The 21173-nt window shown below is 64.1% G+C and carries 22 protein-coding genes and 1 pseudogene; 11 read left to right on the top strand and 12 right to left on the bottom strand.

Annotation, left to right across the window (positions count from 1 at the left end):
- Positions 1-4: 4 nt before the first annotated feature.
- Complete coding sequence (locus tag ACVIIV_RS13295; RefSeq protein WP_456744588.1) at positions 5-349, bottom strand: hypothetical protein; 345 nt, start codon at positions 347-349, stop codon at positions 5-7.
- On the opposite strand from ACVIIV_RS13295, the gene ACVIIV_RS13290 reads away from it, so the two are divergent.
- Positions 348-1355: an RluA family pseudouridine synthase gene (locus ACVIIV_RS13290; protein ID WP_456744587.1), complete on the top strand. Its 1008-nt coding sequence runs from the start codon at positions 348-350 to the stop codon at positions 1353-1355. The two genes, ACVIIV_RS13295 and ACVIIV_RS13290, sit on opposite strands and share 2 nt — an antisense overlap.
- 218 nt (positions 1356-1573) lie before the next feature.
- Positions 1574-2473 (top strand): RNA polymerase sigma factor RpoH, encoded by a 900-nt coding sequence (gene rpoH, locus ACVIIV_RS13285; protein ID WP_028178479.1) that lies wholly within the window; start codon positions 1574-1576, stop codon positions 2471-2473.
- A 343-nt stretch (positions 2474-2816) separates the two neighbouring features.
- Here rpoH and ACVIIV_RS13280 read toward each other — a convergent pair whose 3' ends face one another.
- The 4 genes from ACVIIV_RS13280 to ACVIIV_RS13265 all read right to left on the bottom strand — a co-directional run bounded on the left by ACVIIV_RS13280 (position 2817) and on the right by ACVIIV_RS13265 (position 6516).
- Entirely contained in the window at positions 2817-3440 is a 624-nt protein-coding gene (locus tag ACVIIV_RS13280) for a peptidoglycan recognition protein family protein (RefSeq protein ID WP_456748715.1), read from the bottom strand.
- Positions 3441-3593: 153 nt separating this feature from the next.
- Positions 3594-4802: a GGDEF domain-containing protein gene (locus tag ACVIIV_RS13275; protein ID WP_456744586.1), complete on the bottom strand. Its 1209-nt coding sequence runs from the start codon at positions 4800-4802 to the stop codon at positions 3594-3596.
- Positions 4803-5474: 672 nt separating this feature from the next.
- The gene (locus tag ACVIIV_RS13270) at positions 5475-6086 is read right to left on the bottom strand and encodes a LysE family translocator (RefSeq protein WP_456744585.1); all 612 of its coding nucleotides are present in this window, start codon (positions 6084-6086) and stop codon (positions 5475-5477) included.
- Between the two features lie 55 nt (positions 6087-6141).
- Complete coding sequence (locus ACVIIV_RS13265; RefSeq protein WP_456744584.1) at positions 6142-6516, bottom strand: response regulator; 375 nt, start codon at positions 6514-6516, stop codon at positions 6142-6144.
- Between the two features lie 118 nt (positions 6517-6634).
- Between ACVIIV_RS13265 and ACVIIV_RS13260 the strand changes: the two are divergent.
- A pseudogene (locus tag ACVIIV_RS13260) lies at positions 6635-6796 on the top strand (acetoin dehydrogenase); the annotation flags it as partial.
- Positions 6797-7051: 255 nt separating this feature from the next.
- Here ACVIIV_RS13260 and ACVIIV_RS13255 read toward each other — a convergent pair.
- The gene (locus ACVIIV_RS13255) at positions 7052-7858 is read right to left on the bottom strand and encodes a lytic murein transglycosylase (RefSeq protein WP_456744583.1); all 807 of its coding nucleotides are present in this window, start codon (positions 7856-7858) and stop codon (positions 7052-7054) included.
- A gap of 93 nt (positions 7859-7951) precedes the next feature.
- On the opposite strand from ACVIIV_RS13255, the gene ACVIIV_RS13250 reads away from it, so the two are divergent.
- Together ACVIIV_RS13250 and ACVIIV_RS13245 are read left to right on the top strand one after the other, a co-directional pair.
- Positions 7952-8149, top strand: a complete 198-nt coding sequence (locus ACVIIV_RS13250; RefSeq protein WP_456744582.1) for a hypothetical protein — start codon at positions 7952-7954, stop codon at positions 8147-8149.
- A gap of 290 nt (positions 8150-8439) precedes the next feature.
- Positions 8440-8781 carry a hypothetical protein gene (locus ACVIIV_RS13245; protein WP_456748714.1) on the top strand — a complete coding sequence of 114 codons (342 nt, stop codon included), beginning with the start codon at positions 8440-8442 and terminating at the stop codon, positions 8779-8781.
- A gap of 391 nt (positions 8782-9172) precedes the next feature.
- Here the strand turns inward: ACVIIV_RS13245 and ACVIIV_RS13240 are convergent, their stop codons facing one another.
- Both ACVIIV_RS13240 and ACVIIV_RS13235 read right to left on the bottom strand, forming a co-directional pair.
- Complete coding sequence (locus ACVIIV_RS13240) at positions 9173-10042, bottom strand: DUF4231 domain-containing protein (protein ID WP_456744581.1); 870 nt, start codon at positions 10040-10042, stop codon at positions 9173-9175.
- A gap of 69 nt (positions 10043-10111) precedes the next feature.
- Positions 10112-11455 (bottom strand): hypothetical protein, encoded by a 1344-nt coding sequence (locus tag ACVIIV_RS13235; protein WP_456744580.1) that lies wholly within the window; start codon positions 11453-11455, stop codon positions 10112-10114.
- A 175-nt stretch (positions 11456-11630) separates the two neighbouring features.
- Here ACVIIV_RS13235 and ACVIIV_RS13230 point away from each other — a divergent pair, with 175 nt between their 5' ends.
- Positions 11631-11867, top strand: coding sequence for a hypothetical protein (locus ACVIIV_RS13230; RefSeq protein ID WP_456744579.1), 237 nt, complete (start codon positions 11631-11633; stop codon positions 11865-11867).
- Between the two features lie 132 nt (positions 11868-11999).
- Here ACVIIV_RS13230 and rpoD read toward each other — a convergent pair whose 3' ends face one another.
- Together rpoD and dnaG are read right to left on the bottom strand one after the other, a co-directional pair.
- The gene (gene rpoD / locus ACVIIV_RS13225) at positions 12000-14135 is read right to left on the bottom strand and encodes an RNA polymerase sigma factor RpoD (RefSeq protein WP_456744578.1); all 2136 of its coding nucleotides are present in this window, start codon (positions 14133-14135) and stop codon (positions 12000-12002) included.
- 375 nt (positions 14136-14510) lie between these two features.
- Complete coding sequence (dnaG, locus tag ACVIIV_RS13220) at positions 14511-16547, bottom strand: DNA primase (RefSeq protein ID WP_456744577.1); 2037 nt, start codon at positions 16545-16547, stop codon at positions 14511-14513.
- 316 nt (positions 16548-16863) lie between these two features.
- Between dnaG and ACVIIV_RS13215 the strand changes: the two genes are divergently transcribed.
- Positions 16864-17427 (top strand): chlorite dismutase family protein, encoded by a 564-nt coding sequence (locus ACVIIV_RS13215; protein ID WP_456744576.1) that lies wholly within the window; start codon positions 16864-16866, stop codon positions 17425-17427.
- A 199-nt stretch (positions 17428-17626) separates the two neighbouring features.
- Here the strand turns inward: ACVIIV_RS13215 and ACVIIV_RS13210 are convergent, their stop codons facing one another.
- Positions 17627-18025, bottom strand: coding sequence for a gamma-glutamylcyclotransferase family protein (locus tag ACVIIV_RS13210; RefSeq protein WP_456744575.1), 399 nt, complete (start codon positions 18023-18025; stop codon positions 17627-17629).
- 75 nt (positions 18026-18100) lie between these two features.
- On the opposite strand from ACVIIV_RS13210, the gene ACVIIV_RS13205 reads away from it, so the two are divergent.
- Positions 18101-18904 carry an N-formylglutamate amidohydrolase gene (locus tag ACVIIV_RS13205; protein WP_456744574.1) on the top strand — a complete coding sequence of 268 codons (804 nt, stop codon included), beginning with the start codon at positions 18101-18103 and terminating at the stop codon, positions 18902-18904.
- Between the two features lie 3 nt (positions 18905-18907).
- Here ACVIIV_RS13205 and ACVIIV_RS13200 read toward each other — a convergent pair whose 3' ends face one another.
- A complete protein-coding gene (locus ACVIIV_RS13200; RefSeq protein ID WP_456744573.1) occupies positions 18908-19528 on the bottom strand; it encodes a LysE family translocator in 621 nt (206 codons plus the stop codon).
- A gap of 314 nt (positions 19529-19842) precedes the next feature.
- Between ACVIIV_RS13200 and ACVIIV_RS13195 the strand changes: the two genes are divergently transcribed.
- The 3 genes from ACVIIV_RS13195 to ACVIIV_RS13185 are packed head-to-tail and all read left to right on the top strand — an operon-like array spanning position 19843 to position 21129.
- Positions 19843-20157, top strand: coding sequence for an ArsR/SmtB family transcription factor (locus ACVIIV_RS13195; RefSeq protein ID WP_456744572.1), 315 nt, complete (start codon positions 19843-19845; stop codon positions 20155-20157).
- Complete coding sequence (locus tag ACVIIV_RS13190) at positions 20150-20620, top strand: SRPBCC family protein (protein WP_456744571.1); 471 nt, start codon at positions 20150-20152, stop codon at positions 20618-20620. The genes ACVIIV_RS13195 and ACVIIV_RS13190 overlap by 8 nt, the downstream gene beginning before the upstream one ends.
- Positions 20617-21129: an SRPBCC family protein gene (locus ACVIIV_RS13185; protein WP_456744570.1), complete on the top strand. Its 513-nt coding sequence runs from the start codon at positions 20617-20619 to the stop codon at positions 21127-21129. Before ACVIIV_RS13190 ends, ACVIIV_RS13185 begins: the two co-directional genes overlap by 4 nt.
- Positions 21130-21173 lie beyond the last annotated feature (44 nt).

Below are 21173 nucleotides of genomic sequence, written 5' to 3'. Positions count from 1 at the left end.
CCCCTCACGGCTCGTTGGCAAATTTCAGCTTTCCGGCCGGTTTCAGCGTGTGGGCGTCGAAAGTGCGGATCTCGATGATCCCGCCGACCTCCAGCGTGACCACGAGACGGTCGCCAGCAACCCCGGTCGAGACGATTTTGGCGCCCTTCGGCAGGGTGGCGGTGACGTCACTGGCCGCCTCGGCCGCCCTTCCCTCGGACTTGAAAAGGCGGTAGCCCACCGCGATCAGCACGGCGCAGATCGCCAGCGCCGTGGTCAACCCCGCGATCAGCATCATCCGCCGCACCCGCGCGAACAGCGCGGCCTGCTCGGGGGTCGGTTCGGGAACAGCGGTATCAGACGTCGTCATGGAAAGCTCTGGGTCAGCGCAAAGGTTGGTGGTCGTGGTCGCCGGCGACGAAGGCTCGGCGCGGCTCGACCGCGTGCTGGCGGCGCGCCTGCCGGAGCTGTCGCGATCGAGGCTGAAAGCCCTGATCCTGGCGGGCGCAGTGCACCTGAAGGCCTCCGCGGTCCGCGACCCCGCTTATCACGTCACATCCGGCGATACGATCATAATCGACGTGCCGGAGGCGGCGCCTGCCGAGCCCAAGGGGGAGGATATCGCCCTCGATATCGTGTTCGAGGACTATGACATCGTCGTCCTCAACAAGCCCAAGGGCCTGGTGGTGCACCCCGCGGCCGGCCACGAGACCGGCACCTTGGTGAACGCGCTGATCGCCCATTGCGGCACCTCGCTGTCGGGCATCGGCGGGGTGCGCCGGCCCGGCATCGTGCACCGGCTCGACAAGGACACCACAGGGTTGATGGTGGTCGCCAAGAACGACCTCGCCCATGCCTCGCTGACCGCCCAATTCGCCGATCACGGCCGCACCGGCGCGATGCGGCGCGGCTACATGGCGTTCGCCTGGGGCGTGCCCGGCCGGCATCGCGGCACCGTCGATGCGCCGATCGACCGCCATCCGCATGCCCGCGAGAAGATGGCGGTGCGCCAGGGCGGCCGCGACGCGGTGACACATTGGGAGGTTCTGGAGAGCTTTGCCGGGCGCGACGGCAAGCCGGTGGCCGCCCTGCTCGCCTGCGAGCTCGAGACCGGCCGCACTCATCAGATCCGCGTCCACCTCGCCCATATCGGCCACCCGCTGATGGGCGATGCCGTCTATGGCCCGCATTTCAAGACCAAGGCCAACCAGCTCGGCCCCCAGTCGCAAGGAGCTTTGGCGGCGCTGGAGCGGCAGGCCTTACATGCTTACCTGCTGGTATTGGAGCACCCGAGGACGGGAGAACTTCTGCATTGGGAGGCGCCTCTGCCGGAGGATTTGCTTCTCCTCGAACGCGCGCTGAAAGCGGCGCTATGACGCAGGCCGCTTCAGAAAGGCTTTACATTACAAAAAGTTATAGCTGCCACACGGGGACGTGACGTCAGCAATCCTTCCCTTTTTGACCCTCGATGGGGTATATTGCGCCTGCGTTGAAATGATCAACGCGGAACATCGCAGCTACGGCCGGCTTTAACACAGCGGTCGTCTGCCTGGCCCGCCGCTATCGGGGGCCTGAACCTTTTGGAGGGCGCACTATGGCCCGTACCGCTGCTTTGCCGGTCCTCAATGGAGAATCCGGCCTTTCTCGCTACCTCGCCGAGATCCGCAAATTCCCGATGCTGGAACCCCAGCAGGAATACATGCTCGCAAAGCGTTGGCGCGAGCATGACGATCGCGACGCGGCACACCAACTCGTCACCAGCCACCTCCGCCTCGTGGCCAAGATCGCCATGGGCTATCGCGGCTACGGCCTGCCGATCTCCGAGGTCGTCTCGGAAGGCAATGTCGGCCTGATGCAGGCGGTGAAGCGTTTCGAACCCGAGAAGGGGTTTCGTCTCGCCACCTACGCCATGTGGTGGATCAAGGCGTCGATTCAAGAGTACATCCTGCGTTCCTGGTCGCTCGTGAAGATGGGCACCACCGCGAACCAGAAGAAGCTGTTCTTCAACCTGCGCAAGGCGAAGAGCAAGATCAACGCGCTGGACGAAGGCGATCTCCGCCCCGACCAGGTGAAGATGATCGCCAAGCGCCTCGGCGTCACCGATCAGGACGTGATCGACATGAACCGCCGCCTCGGTGGCGACGCGTCGCTCAACGCGCCGATCCGCGACGACGGCGAAGCCGGCGAATGGCAGGACTGGCTGGTCGACAACACGCCCAACCAGGAAGCCTTGATGGCGGAGCACGAGGAGTATGATCACCGCCGTGACGCGCTGAACGGCGCCATGGGCGTGCTCAACCCGCGCGAACGCCGCATCTTCGAGGCCCGCCGCCTCGCCGATGAGCCGATGACGCTGGAAGACCTTGCCGCCGAGTTCGGCGTGTCGCGCGAGCGCGTCCGCCAGATCGAGGTCCGCGCCTTCGAGAAGGTGCAGTCCGCGGTCAAGGGCACGATCGCAAGGCAGGAACAGGCTGCACTGGAAGCCGCGCATTAAGCGGGCCGGTTCAGCACAAGAGATTGGCGGATCGAAAGTAGAGAAAAAGCCGGCGGCAACGCCGGCTTTTTTTGTTGGGGTGGCGTGTCGCTTCACATTCGCTGTCATGCCCCGCGAAGGCGGGGCATCCAGTACGCCGCGACGAAAGTGGCGAGAGCGAGCTTTTCAGGGCACGTCTCTGGGTACTGGATCGCCCGGTTAAACCGGGCGATGACAGCGGTGAGTGGGACAGCCATCGCATTCCCTCTCGACGATTCTTCGGCTCGGTGGCGCGGCCGGTCTGGCTTGTTCGAGCCGCTGCTCCTTCACCTCTCCCCGCAAGCGGACGAGGGAGCACGCCTTTCTACTCCCCCCATTGCCTTGCCATCGTCGCGAGCGTGCAGCCTTCGCAATAGCGCGCGTCCTTGTAGTCGACCCAGTTGTGCGCATAGACACGGTCGAGCGGGATGTCGTAGCGCGCGCGCAGCACCTTGATGAGGATCTTCCACGCCGCGACCTGTGCCTCGGTCGGGCCCGTGGTCACGTCGGGATAGTTGCCGGCGAACTCGACGCCGATCGAGTTGTCGCGCAGCACCTGGCGGTAGGTCGATCTGTTGTCGATGTACTTGTTGTCGTTGCGGTTGGCGCCGTCGCCATGGGTCGGCACCAGGTTTTCGGCGACCGCCCAATAGACCGTGCCGTCGGTCTCGACCCAGACCGTGACGCCGCGCCGCGTCGGGTTCTTCGCCTGCGCTTGCGCGCCGCCGCGCGCCGAGCCCGCAGGTCCCTCGGTCTGGTGCACGATGATGTTGCGCCAGGATCTTGCGTCGCGGACGTCGCCCCATGGCGCCAGCCAGACGATCTTCAAGCCGGGGATGTCAGGCATACCGGAGGCGCGCGCAAGCTTGGCGAGCTCGCGGTCCATGGCGCCGGCTGGGGCAATCAGAAGGAGAACGGCAAGACCGGCCGCGAGCAGGCGAAACATCATATGCCGAAACATCATATGCAAGGTCCGATGCGACCCCAAGCCTAAAGCGCGATGGAGATAAGGATCAATCATCATCGCGCTTTAGGGTGTCGTTTGAGCATGATCTTTTCGGAAAACCGCTGCGCACTTTTCCGGATCATGCTCTAGCAGGCTTTACGCGAATTTCCTCAACGTCTCGATCGTCTCGGGCGAAAGCGGTGGGGCGGGATCATAGACCGCGAAGTCGTTCTTGCCGTTCTTCTTGGCGGCATAGAGGGCGTGGTCGGCATTGGCCATCAAACGGTCCGGGAATTCCCCGATGGCGCGATCCCACTGCGCAACCCCGATCGAGATCGCGATCGGAATATCGCTGGCGGTGCAGGCCTCGGCATCCTGACGGCAGACCTCGAGCACGCGGCGGGCGATCGCGGCAGCCTCGCGCAACGACGAGGACGGCAGCACGACACAGAACTCGTCGCCGCCGGTGCGGGCGAGCATGTCGCCGGGCCGCAGGCGCGTCTGCGCCATCAGGGTGAAGTGCTTGAGGCAGGCATCGCCGGCGGCATGGCCATGGGTGTCGTTGATGGTCTTGAAGCCGTCGAGATCGATCAGCAGCAGCGAGAACGGCACGCCGCTGCGCCCCGAACGGGCGCACTCCTCGGTCAGACGCTGCAGCAGATGCCGCCGGTTGGCGACACCGGTGAGGTCGTCGAGCAGCGCAAGGTCGGCCACCTCGTTGCGCAGCCGCTCGATCGCCATCAGCAGACAGGCGAAATTCCAGGCCATGGCCAGGAACACCAGGAGCAGGATCATCAAGGCCTGCAGACCGTTGAAGTTGATCGCGGTGATGGCGCCGCCATAGCCGAGCAGCGCCGCGCCGGAGCGGACCACGTGAATGGACAGGAGCAGCAATCCCACGATCGCAGCGAGGCGAGCGCCGGGATTTTCCCGCCCGTTCTGCTTGCCGAGGAGCAGCGGCAGCATCAGCAGGATCGGGGTCGATTGTGCCAGCGAGTAGATCACGACCCGCATCGGCATGTTGTCGGTGACGACCAGGAAGAAGGCGAGGCCGGCGCTGCAGAGCAACGACGTGGCGATCGCCGTCGGCCAGGACACCGGCCGGTGATAGAACCGGGCGACGCCCATGCAGGCGAGCCACGACGAGAAGATCATCAGGCCGCCACCGCCGATCAGCGGGAAGCGCGGATCCATCACGTCGCGCAGCATCGAGATCGCCGCGCCTGCTGCAGCCAGCACCGCCGCCGCCGTCCAGTACCGCGCCGCCTCGAATTTGGGATAGGCGCGCGCCACATAGGCCCAGATCAGGCCCAGCGCCAGGAAGTTGATGACGATGACGGTCCAGAGTGTCGGCACGCTCAGCATGGCGACTGCGGGACGCGCATGGTCCCGCCCTCTTCGTTTGGCAACTGCCCGTACATACCCGCCCCCGTGTTCTTGCGGGCGATCATGCGCGCGGCGCGCTTAATGGAGTCTCACCGCAATCGTGCAAACTTGGCCGTTGGTTTTGGATTGATGAATCCGCGAGCGGATTCCGGAATTGTTAAGCAAGCCCGGCTGCGGACGAGCGGCCCATGCCGCGGGGTGCGCGAAGCGGATTCGCGAACCAAAATCACCCGAAAATGCATCTGAGCTGTGGATAACGCGATGACGGAGATATGACAGCGCGGGGCAGCCGGCTCCGAATCTGCTGAGTTTGTCGTCGAGGATGTTGCGAGGCTGGCCCTCCGCCGAGCATCCCTCGTGTCGCGTTCCACCATTAACCCTTGAGAGGATACTATGGCTAAGAAAGCGAAGAAGGCGGCGAAGAAGAAGGCGAAAAAGGCCAAGAAGGCGAAGAAGAAGTAACGAGGCTTCTGTTTCTTTGCCCGGGTGGGGTCTCGCTCCGCCCGGGCGTCGGGTCGATCGAACGGGTTTGACGATGGCGGGCAACAGGCCCGCTTTTTTATTGGATGAGTGTTCGAGGCGCAGATGCTCCGACAGCATCATGGCCGGGACAAGCCCGGGCATGACGATCTTTCAAGAGCTGAAGAAAACCTACCGCTCGGCAAACGCCAGCTTGGCGCCAAGCGCGGCAAAGCCGGCCGCAAAGCTCCGGCGTAGCCAGGCCATGACGCCCGGGCGGGAGATGACGCGCTCGCGCACCGCGGCGGCGGAGAAGCCGTAGAGGGCGAACACCGCAAAGGTCATCGCCATGAATGCACCGCTCAATTCCAGCATGCGCGCCAGCACATGGGCCTCGTCCGCCGCGATGAACTGCGGCAGGAAAGCGAGGAAGAAGATCGACAGTTTTGGATTGAGGATGTTGATCAGGAATCCGGTGACGATGACGCGGCCGCTCGATCGTTCGCGGATATCACCCTCGACCGCTAATGCGCCACGCTCGCGCAGCGCCTGCCAGGACATATAGAGCAGATAGGCGACGCCGCACCATTTCAGCACGGCGAAGGCAAGTGCGCTGGTGTGGAGCACGGCGGCAAGGCCGAGCATCGCCGCCACCATGTGCGGCACGATGCCGAGCGTGCAGCCGAAGGCGGCCGCTATGCTGGCCCGCGAGCCACGGGTCAGTGCCGCGGCCAGCGTGTAAAGCACGCCGGTGCCCGGCGATGCGACGACGATGAGCGAGGTGAGCAGGAAGGACCAGGTCATGCGCCGACCTTATCACCGCGGCTCGCGGCGAGAAAGTGAGCCGGCGGGGTAGCCGTCAGGACAGCTGAGCGATCTCGGCCTCGCGCAGCACGTCGAGCGGCGCCCAGGGTTTGGCCCAGAACTTGGCGCCATCGGGCAAGGGCTGCATCAAGGGACGGCCGGAGGTGACGATGACGTCGAGCTTGGGATTGCGGTGCTTGGCCACGTGCGCGAGCTCGACGCCGTTCATGCGGCCGGCAAGCTGGACGTCGGTCAGCATCAGACAGAGTGCGCCGGCGCTCGTGTCGAGGACGAGCTCAGCCGCCTCGGCGCTTTCGCACTGTATGACCTGATAGCCGCTCTCTTCCAGGAGAACGCAAAGCATCTCCCGCTGCATGGCGTCGTCTTCAACGATCAGCGCTGTCGCGCGAAATGGCTTTGCCTGTCCCATCGGCGGCTCCCAATGATCGATTGCCTAACGTATGTTAAAAACCAAGTGCGGGTACGGTTCGGTTTCATTTCAAAAAAAAGTAATCCGAGTTCCACGATTGGGGATTTGACCGGGAAATTCGCCGACAGACGCCGCGCTGAGCATCATCAGGGGCATCGAGAAGAACGAGTCTCGCATTCTGATCTGCAACGATGCCCGCTTCATGGACCTGTTGGAACGCTTCCGTCCGGGAACGTACTTGGCGCCGTTGCAGCGGCGGCTGGGAGAGAATCGCGAAGGGGACATGAATGAGGAATTCGCCTATCGCGCCACACCACCGCTGTCATTCCCCGCGACCCGTCTACGCCAAGGCTTCGCCGGGGTTGAGGTCCAGGGGCGCCGAAGCTTTAGCGAAGGCGGCAGGCGGGGAATCCCGTACGCCGCAGCTTCTCGTTTCCATCACTGCTGTCTCGGAGTACTGGATCGCCCGGTCAAAGCCGGGCGATGACACCGCGTGTGTGGCGTGGGCGCTCTGCCCGCCCTCGGGGTGCCGCTCTCACTGCCCCATCAACCGGTCCGCGAAATACCCGATGGTCTTGCGATAGATCACCGCCCTGTTCCACTCGCGCATCGCCTCGAAGTTCGGCGTGCCTTCGCCATAGGGCTGGCCCATCTTGAAGCCGCTCGTGTGCAGGAGGTTCGCGGTCGAGGCGAGCACGTCGGGGATGCTGTGGCGGAGATCGACATGGCCGTCGCCGTCGAAATCGACGCCGTATTTGATGTAGGACGACGGCAGGAACTGGGTCTGGCCGATCTCGCCGGCATAGGCGCCGATGAGGTCGCGCAGCGGCAGGTCGCCGCGCTGCACGATCTTGAGCGCAGCGAGCATCTCGCCCTGGAACAGATCGGTGCGGCGGCAGTCATGCGCGAGCGTCGCCAGCGTGCGGATCACCGGCAGCTTGCCGGTGTCGCCCTTGCCGAAATCGCTTTCCAGCCCCCAGATCGCGACCAGGATGTACCGAGGCACGCCGAACTGCTGCTCGATACGCGACAGCAGCGCGGCGTGGCGCTGCAGCAGCGCCCGCGCGCCATTGATGCGGCCGGGGCCGACGCGGGTCGAGACGTACTGCTCGAAGCTCTTGTTGAAGGTGTGGCGCTGGCGTCGGTCGAAGGCGAGCACGGCGCCGTCCGGCGTCACGCCGCCGAGCGCCGCATTGGTCACGCTCGCGGAGACGCCGGCCGCCTGTGCTTCCTGCGCCATGCTGGCAATGAAGCTGTTGAAGTCGCCACCGCAGCGGGCGGCCTGCGCCGACCCGCCGGCCAGAGACACGACCAACGCGGCGGCGAAAAGCAGTCTCAGCATGTGGAGCAGTCCCCCCAAATCCCAGCGCGAAGCAGCGCGCGATCATGCCCGGGAACGCTGCGAGCGTCAAAGCGCAATGCCGTCGGCCAGGTCATGACGTGTCTCGAAATGATCAACCAGGCGCTGACCGAGGTGAAGAAGGAATCGTCGATGCGGTTCTGCGGCTTCGACAATGAGGGCCATTGCCGGATCGCGCCGCACACGCAGGAGAGCATCGCAACGCTGTGGCAGACCATGATGGAGCGCCAGCAGGCGGCGCAAGAGCGCGGCCAGGTGGCGCCGGCGGCGTGACGGCGGCGTCCGCGTTTCCGGGACAATCGCGCAGGCGACGATCGCACCGCAGGCAACGTGAGATGAATGGTCGCACCGCATCCTCCACTCGTCATTCCGGGGCGCGCGAAGTGCGAACTATGGTGCGCAATTGCGCACCTGAGAATCCATCGGGCGACAGAGTTGGTGGATGAATGGATTTCGGACTCGCGCTTCGCGCGCTCCGGAATGACGGATGAGAGAGTTATCGCTATAGCGTTGATGCCCGCAGCGCCCTCGGCCGATGCATTGTCCCCGTGAGGCAACTACCCATCCCCAACCACCAGCCTTCTCAGCCAACCCGCTCCCTTCTCCGCATCCCGCTGTTTCGCCTGCTCGCCATCAACCTCGCGATCGGCGCCTGCGCCGCCGCGCTGCTGGTCGGCGGCCTGCTCTGGCTCAACCCCGGACATCTGCGCGAGCTGATCTTCGCCGACCGCGCACCCGGCGTTGCACTTGTCCTCTTGCTCGCCTCCTTCCTCATCACCTTCGGCTCGGCCGCGATGGGCAGCGCGATCATGGCACAGGGGCGCAAGGAGGACAGCGGCAAAGGCGGCGGACACGGATCGCGGCTCGCTGTGCAGGAAGTGACGCAGCGCACACGCGCCCGCTGAGCGGAGTGCCGGGACGATGGAACTTGCTTTGCACATGGGATCACACCGTCTGCGCGCAGGTGGGAAGACGTGCAGGCCAACGCACCTTCCTACAGACCGCGCGGCTCTCGCTGCGTTGCAAGAGCAAGAAGAATGAACAAATTGATTTGGCAACCCAAACAATTGTTTTGATGCGGGGCCACATCACCCATCGTTACCAGCGCATATCTGATGCGCTCGCTGCGACATCGACGCCACCACGATTTGCCTTGCCATAGCGGGGCGCAGCCTATAGCCTTCTATTTTAGGTTGTCGCCCTGCCAGCCCCGGGCGACGCTGAAGACCAATAAACGGCGGGCTTCGGCCCGCCGTTTATTGAGGGCAGCGCGGTTTGCGCACCCCGACATCGAACTCACTTGGCCTGTTTCGCGATCCAGGATGCGTTCTCCGCCGCCAGAATATTTTCGCAGTCGTTGACGAAGTCCGACAACGGTTCTTTCGCGCCGTCCACGCGTCGCTGCAGCTGCAATGCAGTTGCGCGATACGTGACCACGAGAAAGCTATAACGCTCCGCCTCGATATGGGCGATGACAGCGCCGCCAAGGGTCGTGAGCACAGCCGTAAGCGCGGCGAGATCGAAGTGGACGCCCAAAATAATGGGCTTGGCAACGACGCTGGCAACGGCCGTGAGCAGCGTCGCGGCTGCCGCCAAGACCAGCTCCAGAGACCTGAGCCGCCACGCCGTCGACTGGTACTCCTTGGCCCGGTCCTCATAGTATGCGATCTGCTTGTTGGCCCGCTTCGCCAGATACTCGTCGATCCCAAGAAAAGCACGCGGCGATGATCCCTGGTCCTTGGCCGGGATTTGCTGCTCGAGCAGTTCTTTGGCGTCCTGATCGATCTTCTGAAGCTCAGCACCGAGAACGACGTCCGCCTTGGCTGGATCGTCATAAGGCGCAGCTTTCGTCGCGTATCGATAGGCCTCACGCTTCAAGCGTTCCGAGATTGCGCGGGCGCGAACCCAGGCGGCGATACGATCGGGACCGAGCAGGCGGTGCGTGAAGAAGGTCGCGAATGCGAGGCATATCGCCGCCGTGATCGCGACCCAGGTGCGGGGATTGGCATTCCCTTCCGGCATCTGGCTTGCCACTGCCGCCAATACCGCACCCAGTGACGACAGAGCGAAGACAAACCACCGTGCGCGATCGATCGTCGACTTCATCCCATTCGCGGTGGTCGACCATTTGGCCTGACTATCCGCAACGGACTCCAAGATGGTCATCGTCGTCTCCCCAGGATGCTTCCATTGAACACACGGTGTCAGGGCATTTGGCGCGACCGGCGTCGCGCTTCACCTCTGAACCAGCGGAGGCGCGTTCGGTCGCTCCGGCGGCAGTTTCTTCTCCAGCTCTTCGAAGCCCGCCTTGAATCCCGGAAACTCGCTCTCTGCGGGCAGCAGTCCGCGCAGAGCGTCGATGAAGGTCTTGCGCTGCCAGTTGGCCGTGTCGAGATCCGCGAATCCATCCTTGGCGATCATGAGAAAGGCAGCGGCATCCCCTTGATACAGCCTGATCTCCGCGAGATCGAAGTAGCACCAGGGTCGATCGAACGGCGGCTGCTGTTTCAACTGCGCCTCCCGGACGCGGGCGGCACGCGCCAACGCAAGCTTATCCGACTCGGACACGAGAAGACGGCCGTTGATTTGCGCACGCAGCTTCAGCGCGTTGAGCAGCGGGTACGGATGCCCGCCCGAGACCTTCATCGACTCCTCATAGGCGGCAAGTGCAGGCCCAAGCCGCTTGGCGCGTCTGAGGACGCCGCCGAGGGAGGCGAGAGCGTCAAACCCCTTGGGGTTGAGCCTGATCGCCTCGCGAATGGATGTTTCGCCGGGCGCGGGATCGGAATCGAGTGGCTGTTTGGCGATCTGCGCGACCTTGTTCTCGGCGACCCCCTTTTCGCGCCAGGCTTCGCTATAGGTCGGCGACACCTTCGCCGCAGCGGTGAATTGTTCGAGCGCTTCGTCCCAGATGTTGTTGTCTCTGCATAACAAGCCGAGCTTCATCCGCGGCAACGGATTATTGGGATCGGCCGCGACCACTTGGCGATAGATCTCCATCGCGCCGGTGACGTCGTAGGCGCGGATCTCGTTTTCAGCCTGTGTCAACAAGTCGTTGACCGGCGGAGACTGCCGCTGCTCGTCGAGGGCACGCCGAACCGGACTGTCGATCCGGTTGCGCTTGAGCGACTCTGTCAACACCCGCGTGATCAGCGTCCGCGATTTCTCCGCCTCCGAAGCAGGCGCATATTCGTAAGGGAAGGCCTTGATCGACGCGATATCAAAGGGCGGAGCGGCGTTGCCCTGGCGGAAGATCGCCGTGCCGGCCTCACGAGCGCGGTGCCGAACGCCGAGTTCGTAGGCGACATTGAAGTTGAGACCACTGATGTCGGCCAACGCGAAGCGCGAGTACTCCAAGTACTCGAACATGTCCTGCGTGATCAATGCCGTGAAGAAGTCCTGATCGGTACGCCGCGGCTCGAGCTTGCCGCCCTCGGGCAGGTCGACCGCGGCGATGGCGGGGATAAAGATGTCACTGTAGATCACATCGAAATCGACATCCTTGTCGCCGACTTTCTTCGAGCCGAACGGCATGATGACGAAACAGATTTTGGAATAATCCATGACCGTATTAGGCATATCACGCGCTCCCAAATGCAGCGGAGCAATTGAAAGCTTCATTTTCGTTCAATATCAACCTCAGGTCAAGTACGCGCATCAAGGAAGCGCGGAGGCTTCGCCCCCTCGGAAAGAGCCCGCCTATGGCAGGCCCAAAGTCATTTGACTGCAGCGTCCTGATCGACGACAAGCCGCCATGGCCAAGAAACCCGGAACCAATCCCAAGGGCGAATTCGCCTTCTTCAACGTCGTCTATGAAGACGGCTCCCAGCGCTCCAACCGCCGCGTGCCCACCGAGCTGCTCGGCGGCCTCGACGGCGACGAACCCGCCCGCGGCTACATCATGGAGCAGGACCGCGAGATTGCGGAGAAGAGCGGCCGTCCCCCGCTGGAGATCAAGCGGATCGAAAGGGTGGGGGCGAAGAAGAAGTAGGCCTTCAATCACTCCACGTCATTGCGAGCCTACGGGTCCGTGCGAAGCGCGGCCCCGTTGGCTCGCAATGACGGACAAAACAAAAAACGGCGGGCCAACGCCCGCCGTTTTGCTTTGGATCGCGGTCTACGATCAGTTGTCCAAGAAGCTCCGCAGCTTCCGCGACCGCGACGGATGCTTCAGCTTCCGCAGCGCCTTCGCTTCGATCTGGCGGATACGCTCGCGCGTCACCGAGAACTGCTGGCCGACTTCTTCCAGCGTGTGGTCGGTGTTCATGCCGATGCCGAAGCGCATGCGCAGGACGCGTTCTTCGCGCGGCGTCAGGGACGCCAGCACGCGCGTGGTGGTCTCGCGCAGGTTCGACTGGATCGCGGCGTCGATCGGCAGGATCGCGTTCTTGTCCTCGATGAAATCGCCGAGATGCGAATCCTCTTCGTCACCGACCGGCGTCTCCAGCGACAGCGGCTCCTTGGCGATCTTGAGGACTTTTCGCACTTTCTCCAGCGGCATGCCGAGCTTTTCGGCCAATTCCTCTGGAGTGGGCTCGCGGCCGATCTCGTTGAGCATCTGGCGCGAGGTGCGCACGATCTTGTTGATCGTCTCGATCATGTGCACGGGGATGCGGATGGTGCGCGCCTGGTCCGCAATCGAGCGGGTGATCGCCTGCCGGATCCACCACGTGGCGTAGGTCGAGAACTTGTAGCCGCGGCGATACTCGAACTTGTCGACCGCCTTCATCAGGCCGATGTTGCCTTCCTGGATCAGGTCGAGGAACTGCAGGCCGCGGTTGGTGTATTTCTTGGCGATCGAGATCACGAGACGGAGGTTGGCTTCCACCATCTCCTTCTTGGCCTGGCGTGCCTCGCGCTCGCCCTTCTGCACGGAGTGCACGATCTTGCGGAACTCGACGATCTCGAGGCCGGTCAGCGCCGCGAGCTGGTGCACCTCGTGACGGAGGTCCTTGATGCGGTCCTTCTCGTGATGGACGAAGTTCTTCCAGCCCTTGGCCGAGAGTTTCGAAACGCGGTTGAGCCAGCGCGGATCGAGCTCCGAGCCGGTGTAGTTGCGCAAAAAGTCCTCGCGCGCGACGCCGTGGCTGTCGGCAAGGCGCATCAGGCGGCCCTCATGCGAGACGAGGCGCTTGTTGATGTCGTAGAGCTGCTCGACGAGTGAGTCGATGCGGGCCTGGTTGAGGCGCAGCGACTTCACCTCGACGATGATCTCGTCCTTCAGCTTCTTGTACTTGCGCTCCTGGTGCGGCGAGAGCGACTCGTTCTGGAGCTGGTTCTGGATGTCCTGCTCCTGAAGCTTGCGCAGCTTCTTGTAGCTGTCGGCGATCTTGTCGAAGATCTCGACCACCTTCGGCTTGAGCTCGGCCTCGATCGCCGCGAGCGACATCTGGTTCTCGAACTCGTCGTCGTCCATGTCGGCTTCGGCCGCGGCCTCGCCCGGATCCTTCTCCTCGCCCTCAGTGCCGGCCGCAGGCGCGGCGCGGAACGGGGTCGGCGCCGGCGGCGCCGCAGGCGGGGCGACATGCGCGGGCGCAGCTGCGGACGCTGTAGCTTCGCCGCCCTCGGCAGGAGCTTCGCCGTTCTCGCCGCTCGGACCTGCGATCATCGCGGTGTTCATGCCGCCCTTGGCGTCCGGGCCGGCATAGGTCGCTTCGAGATCGATGATGTCGCGGAGGAAGATCTTGCCTTCGTTGAGCTCGTCGCGCCAGATGATGATGGCCTGGAAGGTCAGCGGGCTTTCGCAGAGGCCCGCGATCATCGCCTCGCGGCCGGCCTCGATGCGCTTCGCAATCGCGATTTCGCCTTCGCGGGAGAGCAGCTCGACCGTGCCCATCTCGCGCAGATACATGCGCACGGGATCGTCGGTGCGCTCGCCCGGCTCGCTCTTCTTGACCTCGGTGACGGCCTTCTGGGTGACCTCGACGAGCTCGTTATCGGTCTCGTCGTCGCCCTCGTCCTTCTCCTCCTCGCCTTCGGTGTCCTCGGCTTCGGTGACGTTGATGCCCATGTCGGAGAGCATCGACATGATGTCCTCGATCTGTTCGGGCGAGGTCTGGTCGGACGGCAAGACTTCGTTGAGCTGATCGAAGGTCACGAAGCCGCGCTTCTTGGCCTGCTTGATCATCTTCTTCACGGCGGCGTCGGACAGGTCGAGCAAGGGCGAGGGTGCGTCCTGGGAGTCCTTCTCCGGCGCATCCGCTGCCTTGTCGTCTTTTTCCTTGTCCTTCGCCTGCAGCGTCTTTGCCTTGGTGGCCATCCATTGCTCCTAAACGCGCTTCATGCGAGACGCCCGCCGCGCCTGCCTGAATTCACATGAACCTGTTGCTCGACGCTCTCGCTTCGGCAGCTCTCGACACGGAAAGGGCGGCGCACAAACCTCTCGCCACCCCCAACTTTCTCTCGCCGGAATTGCCTAACGCTTCGTCAGCCTCTTTGTCGCGGCGGATGCAGGTGTAGTGCCAACAGCGATTGCGCGGATTTATTCCTGACGCGTCTGTTATGCCTGCGGCCGCCTCTGGGCCAAAGTGCTACAAGACCGTTAAGCCTCGATTAACCCTGTTTTTGCCGCCAAACCTAGGATTTGGCGAGTCTTTTAGCGGTTCCGGCCGCGGCCGTCCGCATGTTTCTTTCATCACATGCTCTTCTGGAGCCGGCCCGACAGCTCGCCAAAACCCTCGATCAGGGCCTCGGTACCGTCGACTTCCCCTATCCGAGCCTTGACGTCACGCAGCCATGCCAAATTGGCCTCGCTGGAATCCTCCCCCAAGGCCAGCTCGGCGTCTTTCAGCTCTCTAAGTAGTGAATGCCACTGCCGATGCAAGGCAACCAGCTGGTGCCAGGTGGCAAGAACGTCGTCCCGTGCTGCGCCCTCGCGGGCGGCCCACACCGCCTGGGTTGTGATGACATTCTCAACCCTTTGAAGAGTTTGAGAAAATCCGCCCTTTTCGAGGTCGCTGCGCATCTTGTCGGCCTGCTCGCCAGGGTCCGGCGAGTGGTGATGGTCGTTGGCGAAGGCGGCGATGATGCCGGCCCTGAGCTTATGGGCCTCGGGATGGGCCAGCTCCAGGGCGGCGACCTCCTCGAGATGCTCATGCAGCAGCCAGGGGTGGTTGATCAGGCATTGCAGGATCAGGGCCTCCCGGCGGGAGATGGCGCTGCGCTGGCCCCGCATGATCGGGCTTGCCGCGAGCTGGGGGCTCGCCGCCTGGTAGGGGCCTGACGGTAGCAAAGTAGGACCCGGGGCGCCGCGTCGGCCCCCGCCAAATCCTTGACCACCGAATCCCTGGCCACCAAATCCTTGGCCGCCGAATCGATTCGATTGGCCCACCGCCCTCGGCTGGAACGGCCGGCCGCCGCCGGGACGGAAATTGCCCCGGCCGCCAAAGCCGCGCCCGCCTTCGGGCGCGAAGGTGCGCTGCAGCCGCTCGACGAACTCGTCGCGGTAATAGCGCCGCACCACCTCGTCGCGGATGCCGTTCGTGAGCTCCTTGATGCGGGCCTCCAGCGCGGCGCGGCGCTCCGGCGTTGCAAAATTGCCGCCTTCGAGCTCGCGCGACCAGATCATGTCGGCGAGCGGACGGGCGGCTGCGATCACCTCCTCGATCGCGCCGCGTCCGCCCGAGCGCACGAGATCGTCGGGGTCCTGCCCTTCCGGCAGCAGCGCAAAACGAAGACTCTTTCCGGGTGCGAGGAAGGGCAGCGCGAGATCGGCAGCGCGATACGCCGCCTTCTGCCCGGCGCGGTCGCCGTCGAAGCAGAGGATCGGCTCGTCCGCCATCTTCCAGAGCAGCGCGAGCTGGCTCTCGGTGAGCGCGGTGCCGAGCGGCGCGACCGCGCCCGCAAAGCCCGCAGTGACCATGGCGATGACGTCGACATAGCCTTCGACCACGATCAGCGCGCTGCCGCCATGCGCGGCTTTGCGCGCGGTCTGGTGGTTGTAGAGATTGTCGCCCTTGTGGAAGAGCGGCGTCTCCGGCGAGTTCAGGTATTTGGCCGGAACGTCCTTCTCCAGCGCGCGCCCGCCGAAGGCGATGACGCGGCCGCGCAAATCGGTGATCGGAAACATCACGCGATCGCGGAAGCGATCGTAAGGAACAGGGATATCATTGCCGGCAACGAGCAGCCCGGTCTCGACCATGTCGTCGACGGAGACGCCGAGCTTGCCGAGATGCTCCTTCAGCGCGAAGCGCTCGGGCGGGGCATAGCCGAGGCGGAACTGCAATTGCGTCGCCGGCGAGATGGCGCGGTCGGCGAGATAGCCGCGCGCTTTCGCACCAACCCGCGAGGCCAGCGTCTCCGCGAAGAATTTCGCGGCGAGATCCATGACGTCATGCAGCGACTTGCGCCGCTGCTCGTGCCGGGCCGCATCGGGCGTCACCGCCGGCAGCGGCAGGCCCGCCATGCCCGCAAGCCGCTCCACGGCCTCCGCAAACGGCAGGCCGTCGGTCTCCATCACGAAGGTGATGATGTCGCCGTGCTTGCCGGAGGAGAAGTCGTGGTAAAAACCCTTCTGGTCGTTGACGTAGAAGGAGGGCGTCTTCTCCTGCTGAAACGGCGACAGCCCCTTCCACTCCCGCCCCGCCTTCTTCAGCTTGACGCGCTTGCCCACGACCTCGGAGACCGAAAGCCGGGCACGAAGCTCGTCGAGGAATTGGGGCGTGAAGCGCATGGCCTGTGTGTAGCGCGAAACCGGGTGAGTCGGGCGAAGGATCAGGCATATAGGTGCGGGCCGGCTGGAAGTCAGGTTTAAGCGCGTTATCCGGCTTATTCGACCTATTCACAGGGCCTCTCACCCGTCACCCTGAGGCGCTCGCCTCTTCGGCGAGCCTCGAAGGGCGACTGTCCGTCTGCATCGGGGCCGATTCATCCTTTCGAGGCTCCCATGTGGCGCGGCGCGCCGTATGGGAGCGCCTCAGGATGACGGGACGAATGACGCGACGGCGGAAAAGCTTGAACCGCGCCCGGTTCCACGCTTCCATACCCCCATGTTCAGGACCTTTCGAGGCGGCCAGAGCGGGGGCTGGCGTGTGACCTCGATTTCATCAGTGACGGGCGAGCCCCTGCCCTTCGTGCCGGCGCTGTCGGTGACCGACAGCGAGGCCGTCTCGTTGCCGCTGGTGCCTTCGCGCAATGCCTGGCGGCTGGTCGGGGTCGCGAGCAGCCTGCGCTACACCGAGCGGCCTGAGAAGCAGCAGCTCGTTGCCGCGCAGGCCGGCCTCGGCCGGTTGGAGGCAACCAGCGCGGCGCTGATCCCGATTCGCAAGTCGCAGGCCTGGTGGGAGCTGACCCAGGAAGAGCGCCGCAGGATCTTCGAGGACAAGTCGCACCACATTGCGAGCAGCCTGCGCTTCCTGCCGGCGATTGCGCGCCAGCTCTATCACTGCCGCGACCTCGGCGGCCCCTTCGACTTTCTCACCTGGTTCGAATTCGCTCCCGCGGACGCCTCGCTGTTCGAGGAGCTGGTCGCGATGCTGCGGCGGACCGAGGAGTGGAGCTATGTCGAGCGCGAGGTCGACGTGCGCGCGGTGAAGGAAGTGCTGTCGGCTTAGAGCGGCAACGGCGGTGCGCTCCCTCGCCCCGTTCTTACGGGGCCGCGACGAGCTTCGCTCGCGCTGAGAGGGTTGGGGTGAGGGGTCTCTCTCCACGCTTGAGGTCGTCGAGAGACCTGTATCCCCTCACCCGGATTGCATCTTCGATGCAATCCGACCTCTCCCCGCAAGCGGGGAGAGGTGAAGGCCGCATGCGCTTTCAGTGCTCCAGGAAACGCCCGGACTCGATGCGCGGCAGACCGATGACGGGCCAGTTGTAGACGTAGGTCCAGGCCTTCTCGGTGGCGCCATCAGGCAGAGTCACATCGATCAGCTGCCGCAGATATTCGGTCGGCTCCGGAAAGCCCTCGCCGCAGGCCTCGTACATGTCGAGCTCACGCAGCAACTCGTCCGGCACACGCAGATGAAAGAGCTCGCCATGGACGATGTCGGTCGGCGCGTCGGAGAGCAGCAATCCCGGATAGTGCTTCACCAGCACGAGCCGGCCGCGGCAGGTCGCCTCACCCAGAAAATCCGCGTGCCCCGCGAGCAGCCGCGCCATCGGATGGTCGAAGCCGCGCATCAGGGTGCCGTAGACGAAGAGGCGATCGGAGCTCATGCTGTTCTAACGTTGCGAGGTCAGTGCAATATCGTTACTCCGTTTAGACACGTAATTGTTTCATAGGCAATCAGGATGGACCTGCACACGGCCGAGACAGCCGATCAACTGCTCGGCGAAGGCGACATTCCGCCCGTGCATGAGGTGAATGCGGCAGGGGCGTCGCCCTTCCTGCTCACCGCCGATCACTACGGACGGGTGCTGCCGCGCGCGCTCGGCGATCTCGGCGTCGCGGAAAGCGAGCTTGTCAGGCACATCGCCTGGGACATCGGCATTGCCGGCGTCGCCGAGCGGCTCGCCAAGATGCTCAATGCGCATCTGATCGCGCAGCGCTATTCGCGGCTCGTGATCGACTGCAACCGCCCGCCCGGCGTCGCGAGCGCGATCCCTGTGATCTCCGAGGCGACCGCCATCCCCGGCAACGAGAATCTACCGGCCGCGGCCAAGGAGACGCGCCGGCGCGAGATCTTCGATCCCTATCACGGCCGGATCGGCGCTGCGATCGATGCGCGCGTGCAGGCGGGCAAGCCGACGGTGCTGGTGGCGTTGCACAGCTTCACGCCCGTCTATTACGGCGATCCGCGGCCCTGGCACATCGGCACGCTCTATCACCGCGACACGGTGCTGCCGCGGCTGATGCTGAGGCACCTGCGGGGCGAGAGCGACCTCATCGTCGGCGACAACCAGCCTTATGCGGTGAGTGACATCACCGACTACACCATCCCGGTCCACGGCGAGGCGCGCGGGCTGATCAACACCGGCATTGAGATCCGCCAGGACCTGATCACCGACGAGAGCGGCCAGCAGCAATGGGCCGAGCGGCTGGCGCGGATCCTTGGCGAGATCGAGGTCGAGTTGGGGGCGGAGCGGTTGGTGTAAGGCTCACTTCGCCCGTGTCAGCGCCAGCCAGATGCCGCCGCCGATCATGAAGCCGCCGGAGATGCGCGACATCATGCGCGTGCGGCGGGCCGAGAAGAATTTTCGCGCGCGGCCGGCAGCGATGGCGTAGAGCGCGTCCGTCATCACGGCGGTGACCATGAAGGTGACACCCAGCAGCGCGACTTGCGGGAAATGCGGCTGACTCATGTCCATGAACTGCGGGATGAAGGCGCCGAAGAAAACCAGCACCTTCGGATTCGACAGCAACACCAGGAATCCCTGCAGGAAGAAACCGCCGCGCGGCGGCGGAGGTGGCGCGTCGACATCGACGCCCTCGACCGGCGCCCAGATCAGCCTGATGCCGAGCCAGACGAGATAGGCGGCGCCGGCAAAGCGCACCCAGTCGAACCAGTAGCCCATGGTCGCCATCAGCGAGGTCAGGCCGACCGCGACGATGCCGATGACGATGGCAAGCCCGGCTTGCGCGCCCGCGACATTGATCAGCGCCGCGCGGGTACCGTGACGCAGGCCATTGGCGATGACGAGGGTGACGATCGGCCCCGGCAGCAGCGCCAGCGCAATGCAGGCGGCGACGAAGGCGAGATAGGCTTGCATGGACATCATGGGAAGGACTCGGCTGGGGGCGGTTTGCCGCATTAATGCATGGCGAGGGCTGGAACGGAAGCCGCAACTGTGTGGCAGGCCGGCTCCTGAGTCACAGCCGTCATCCCCCGCGAAGGCGGGGGATCTAGTACGCCGCGGCTTCTCCGTAACATCAGCATCTCTGGAATACTGGATCGCCCGGTCAAGCGGGGGATAACAGCGGAGAATGCGGAAGCCAGCGCGCCTCGCCCACTTCCATAGTTCGTCGCTAACGCGTCGCCCCGGAATGACGTCGCACTTGACATGCAACCATTTGGTTGCCTATTATCGCTGCCATGGATGAGATCTTCAAAGCGCTCGCCGACGCGTCACGACGCTCGCTCTTGGACAGGCTTCACGCCAGGAACGGCCAGACCCTGAACGAACTTCGCGAGGGCCTCGCGATGACGCGGCAGGCCGTCACAAAACACCTTGTCATTCTCGAAGACGCCAACCTGGTCACCACCATCAGGCATGGGCGCGAGAAGCTGCACTATCTCAACCCGGTGCCGATCCATCAGATCGGCGAACGCTGGATCAGGAAGTTCGAGCGCGGCAAGCTCGCGGCGCTCAACGAGTTGAAACGCCAGTTGGAGAAGCGCGATGAGTAAGCCGGAGTTCGTCTATGTCACCTACATCGAGACCACGCCCGAGAAGCTCTGGGAAGCGCTGACGTCGAGCGAGTTCACCAGGCAATACTGGTTCGGCGCCGAGGTGAAATCGGACTGGAAGGTCGGCTCTCCCTTCGCGCTCACGCTCGACGGCGAGGTCACCGATTCCGGCGAAATCCTCGAAGCCGATCCGCCGCGGCGCCTGTCCTACAGCTTCAAGCACCACAAGTTCGAAGAGCTTCGGGGCGAGCCGATCTCGCGTGTCGTCTTCACCATCGAACCGTTCGGCTCACTCGTGCGTTTGACTGTGCTGCATGACGGTTTCGTCGAGGGCGGCAAATATCTCGGCGCCGTCTCCAACGGCTGGCCCGCGATCTTGTCCGGACTCAAGAGCCTTTTGGAGCGAGGCCAGGTGCTCGCCATCCCGCGCGCAGCCCTCAACAAAGGATTCGACGCAAAATGAACCTCGATCAATTCAAGCCGCTCACGGTCTACACCATCTACATCGCCGCAACGCCGGAGCAGGTGTGGGAGGCGCTGACCTCGGCCGCGTTCAGCAAGCAATATTTCTTCGGCAATGAAGTGGAGGTCGAGCCGCGCCTTGGCGGCGCGTTCACCGTTCGAACGCCCGATGGCGCGCTGCACATCAGCGGCGAGGTTCTCGCCTACGACCCGCCGCGGAAGCTCTCGGTCACGTTCAACGTGAACTGGCCCGAGCTGATCGAAAAGCTCGGCCCCACGCTGGTCACCTACGAGATCGAACAGGTCGGCGACGCGGTCCGGCTCACAATGAGCGAAGGCCATGACCGCCCGCTCAGCGACGACATCCTTGCCGGCGGGCGCTCCGGCTGGCCGGCGATCCTGTCCAGCCTCAAGACCCTGCTCGAGACCGGAAAGCCACTGGTGGTGAAAATGGGCCCGCCGCAGCGGATGCTCGACGCGCTGAAGGCGATGGGGATCAAGACGCCGTAGGTGCGACGAGGGCGCCTCCGCGAACTCGATCTCGTAGGGTGGGC

It is taken from the genome of Bradyrhizobium sp. USDA 4354, from assembly GCF_054060315.1.
This window is presented reverse-complemented; position numbering and strand designations above follow the sequence as displayed.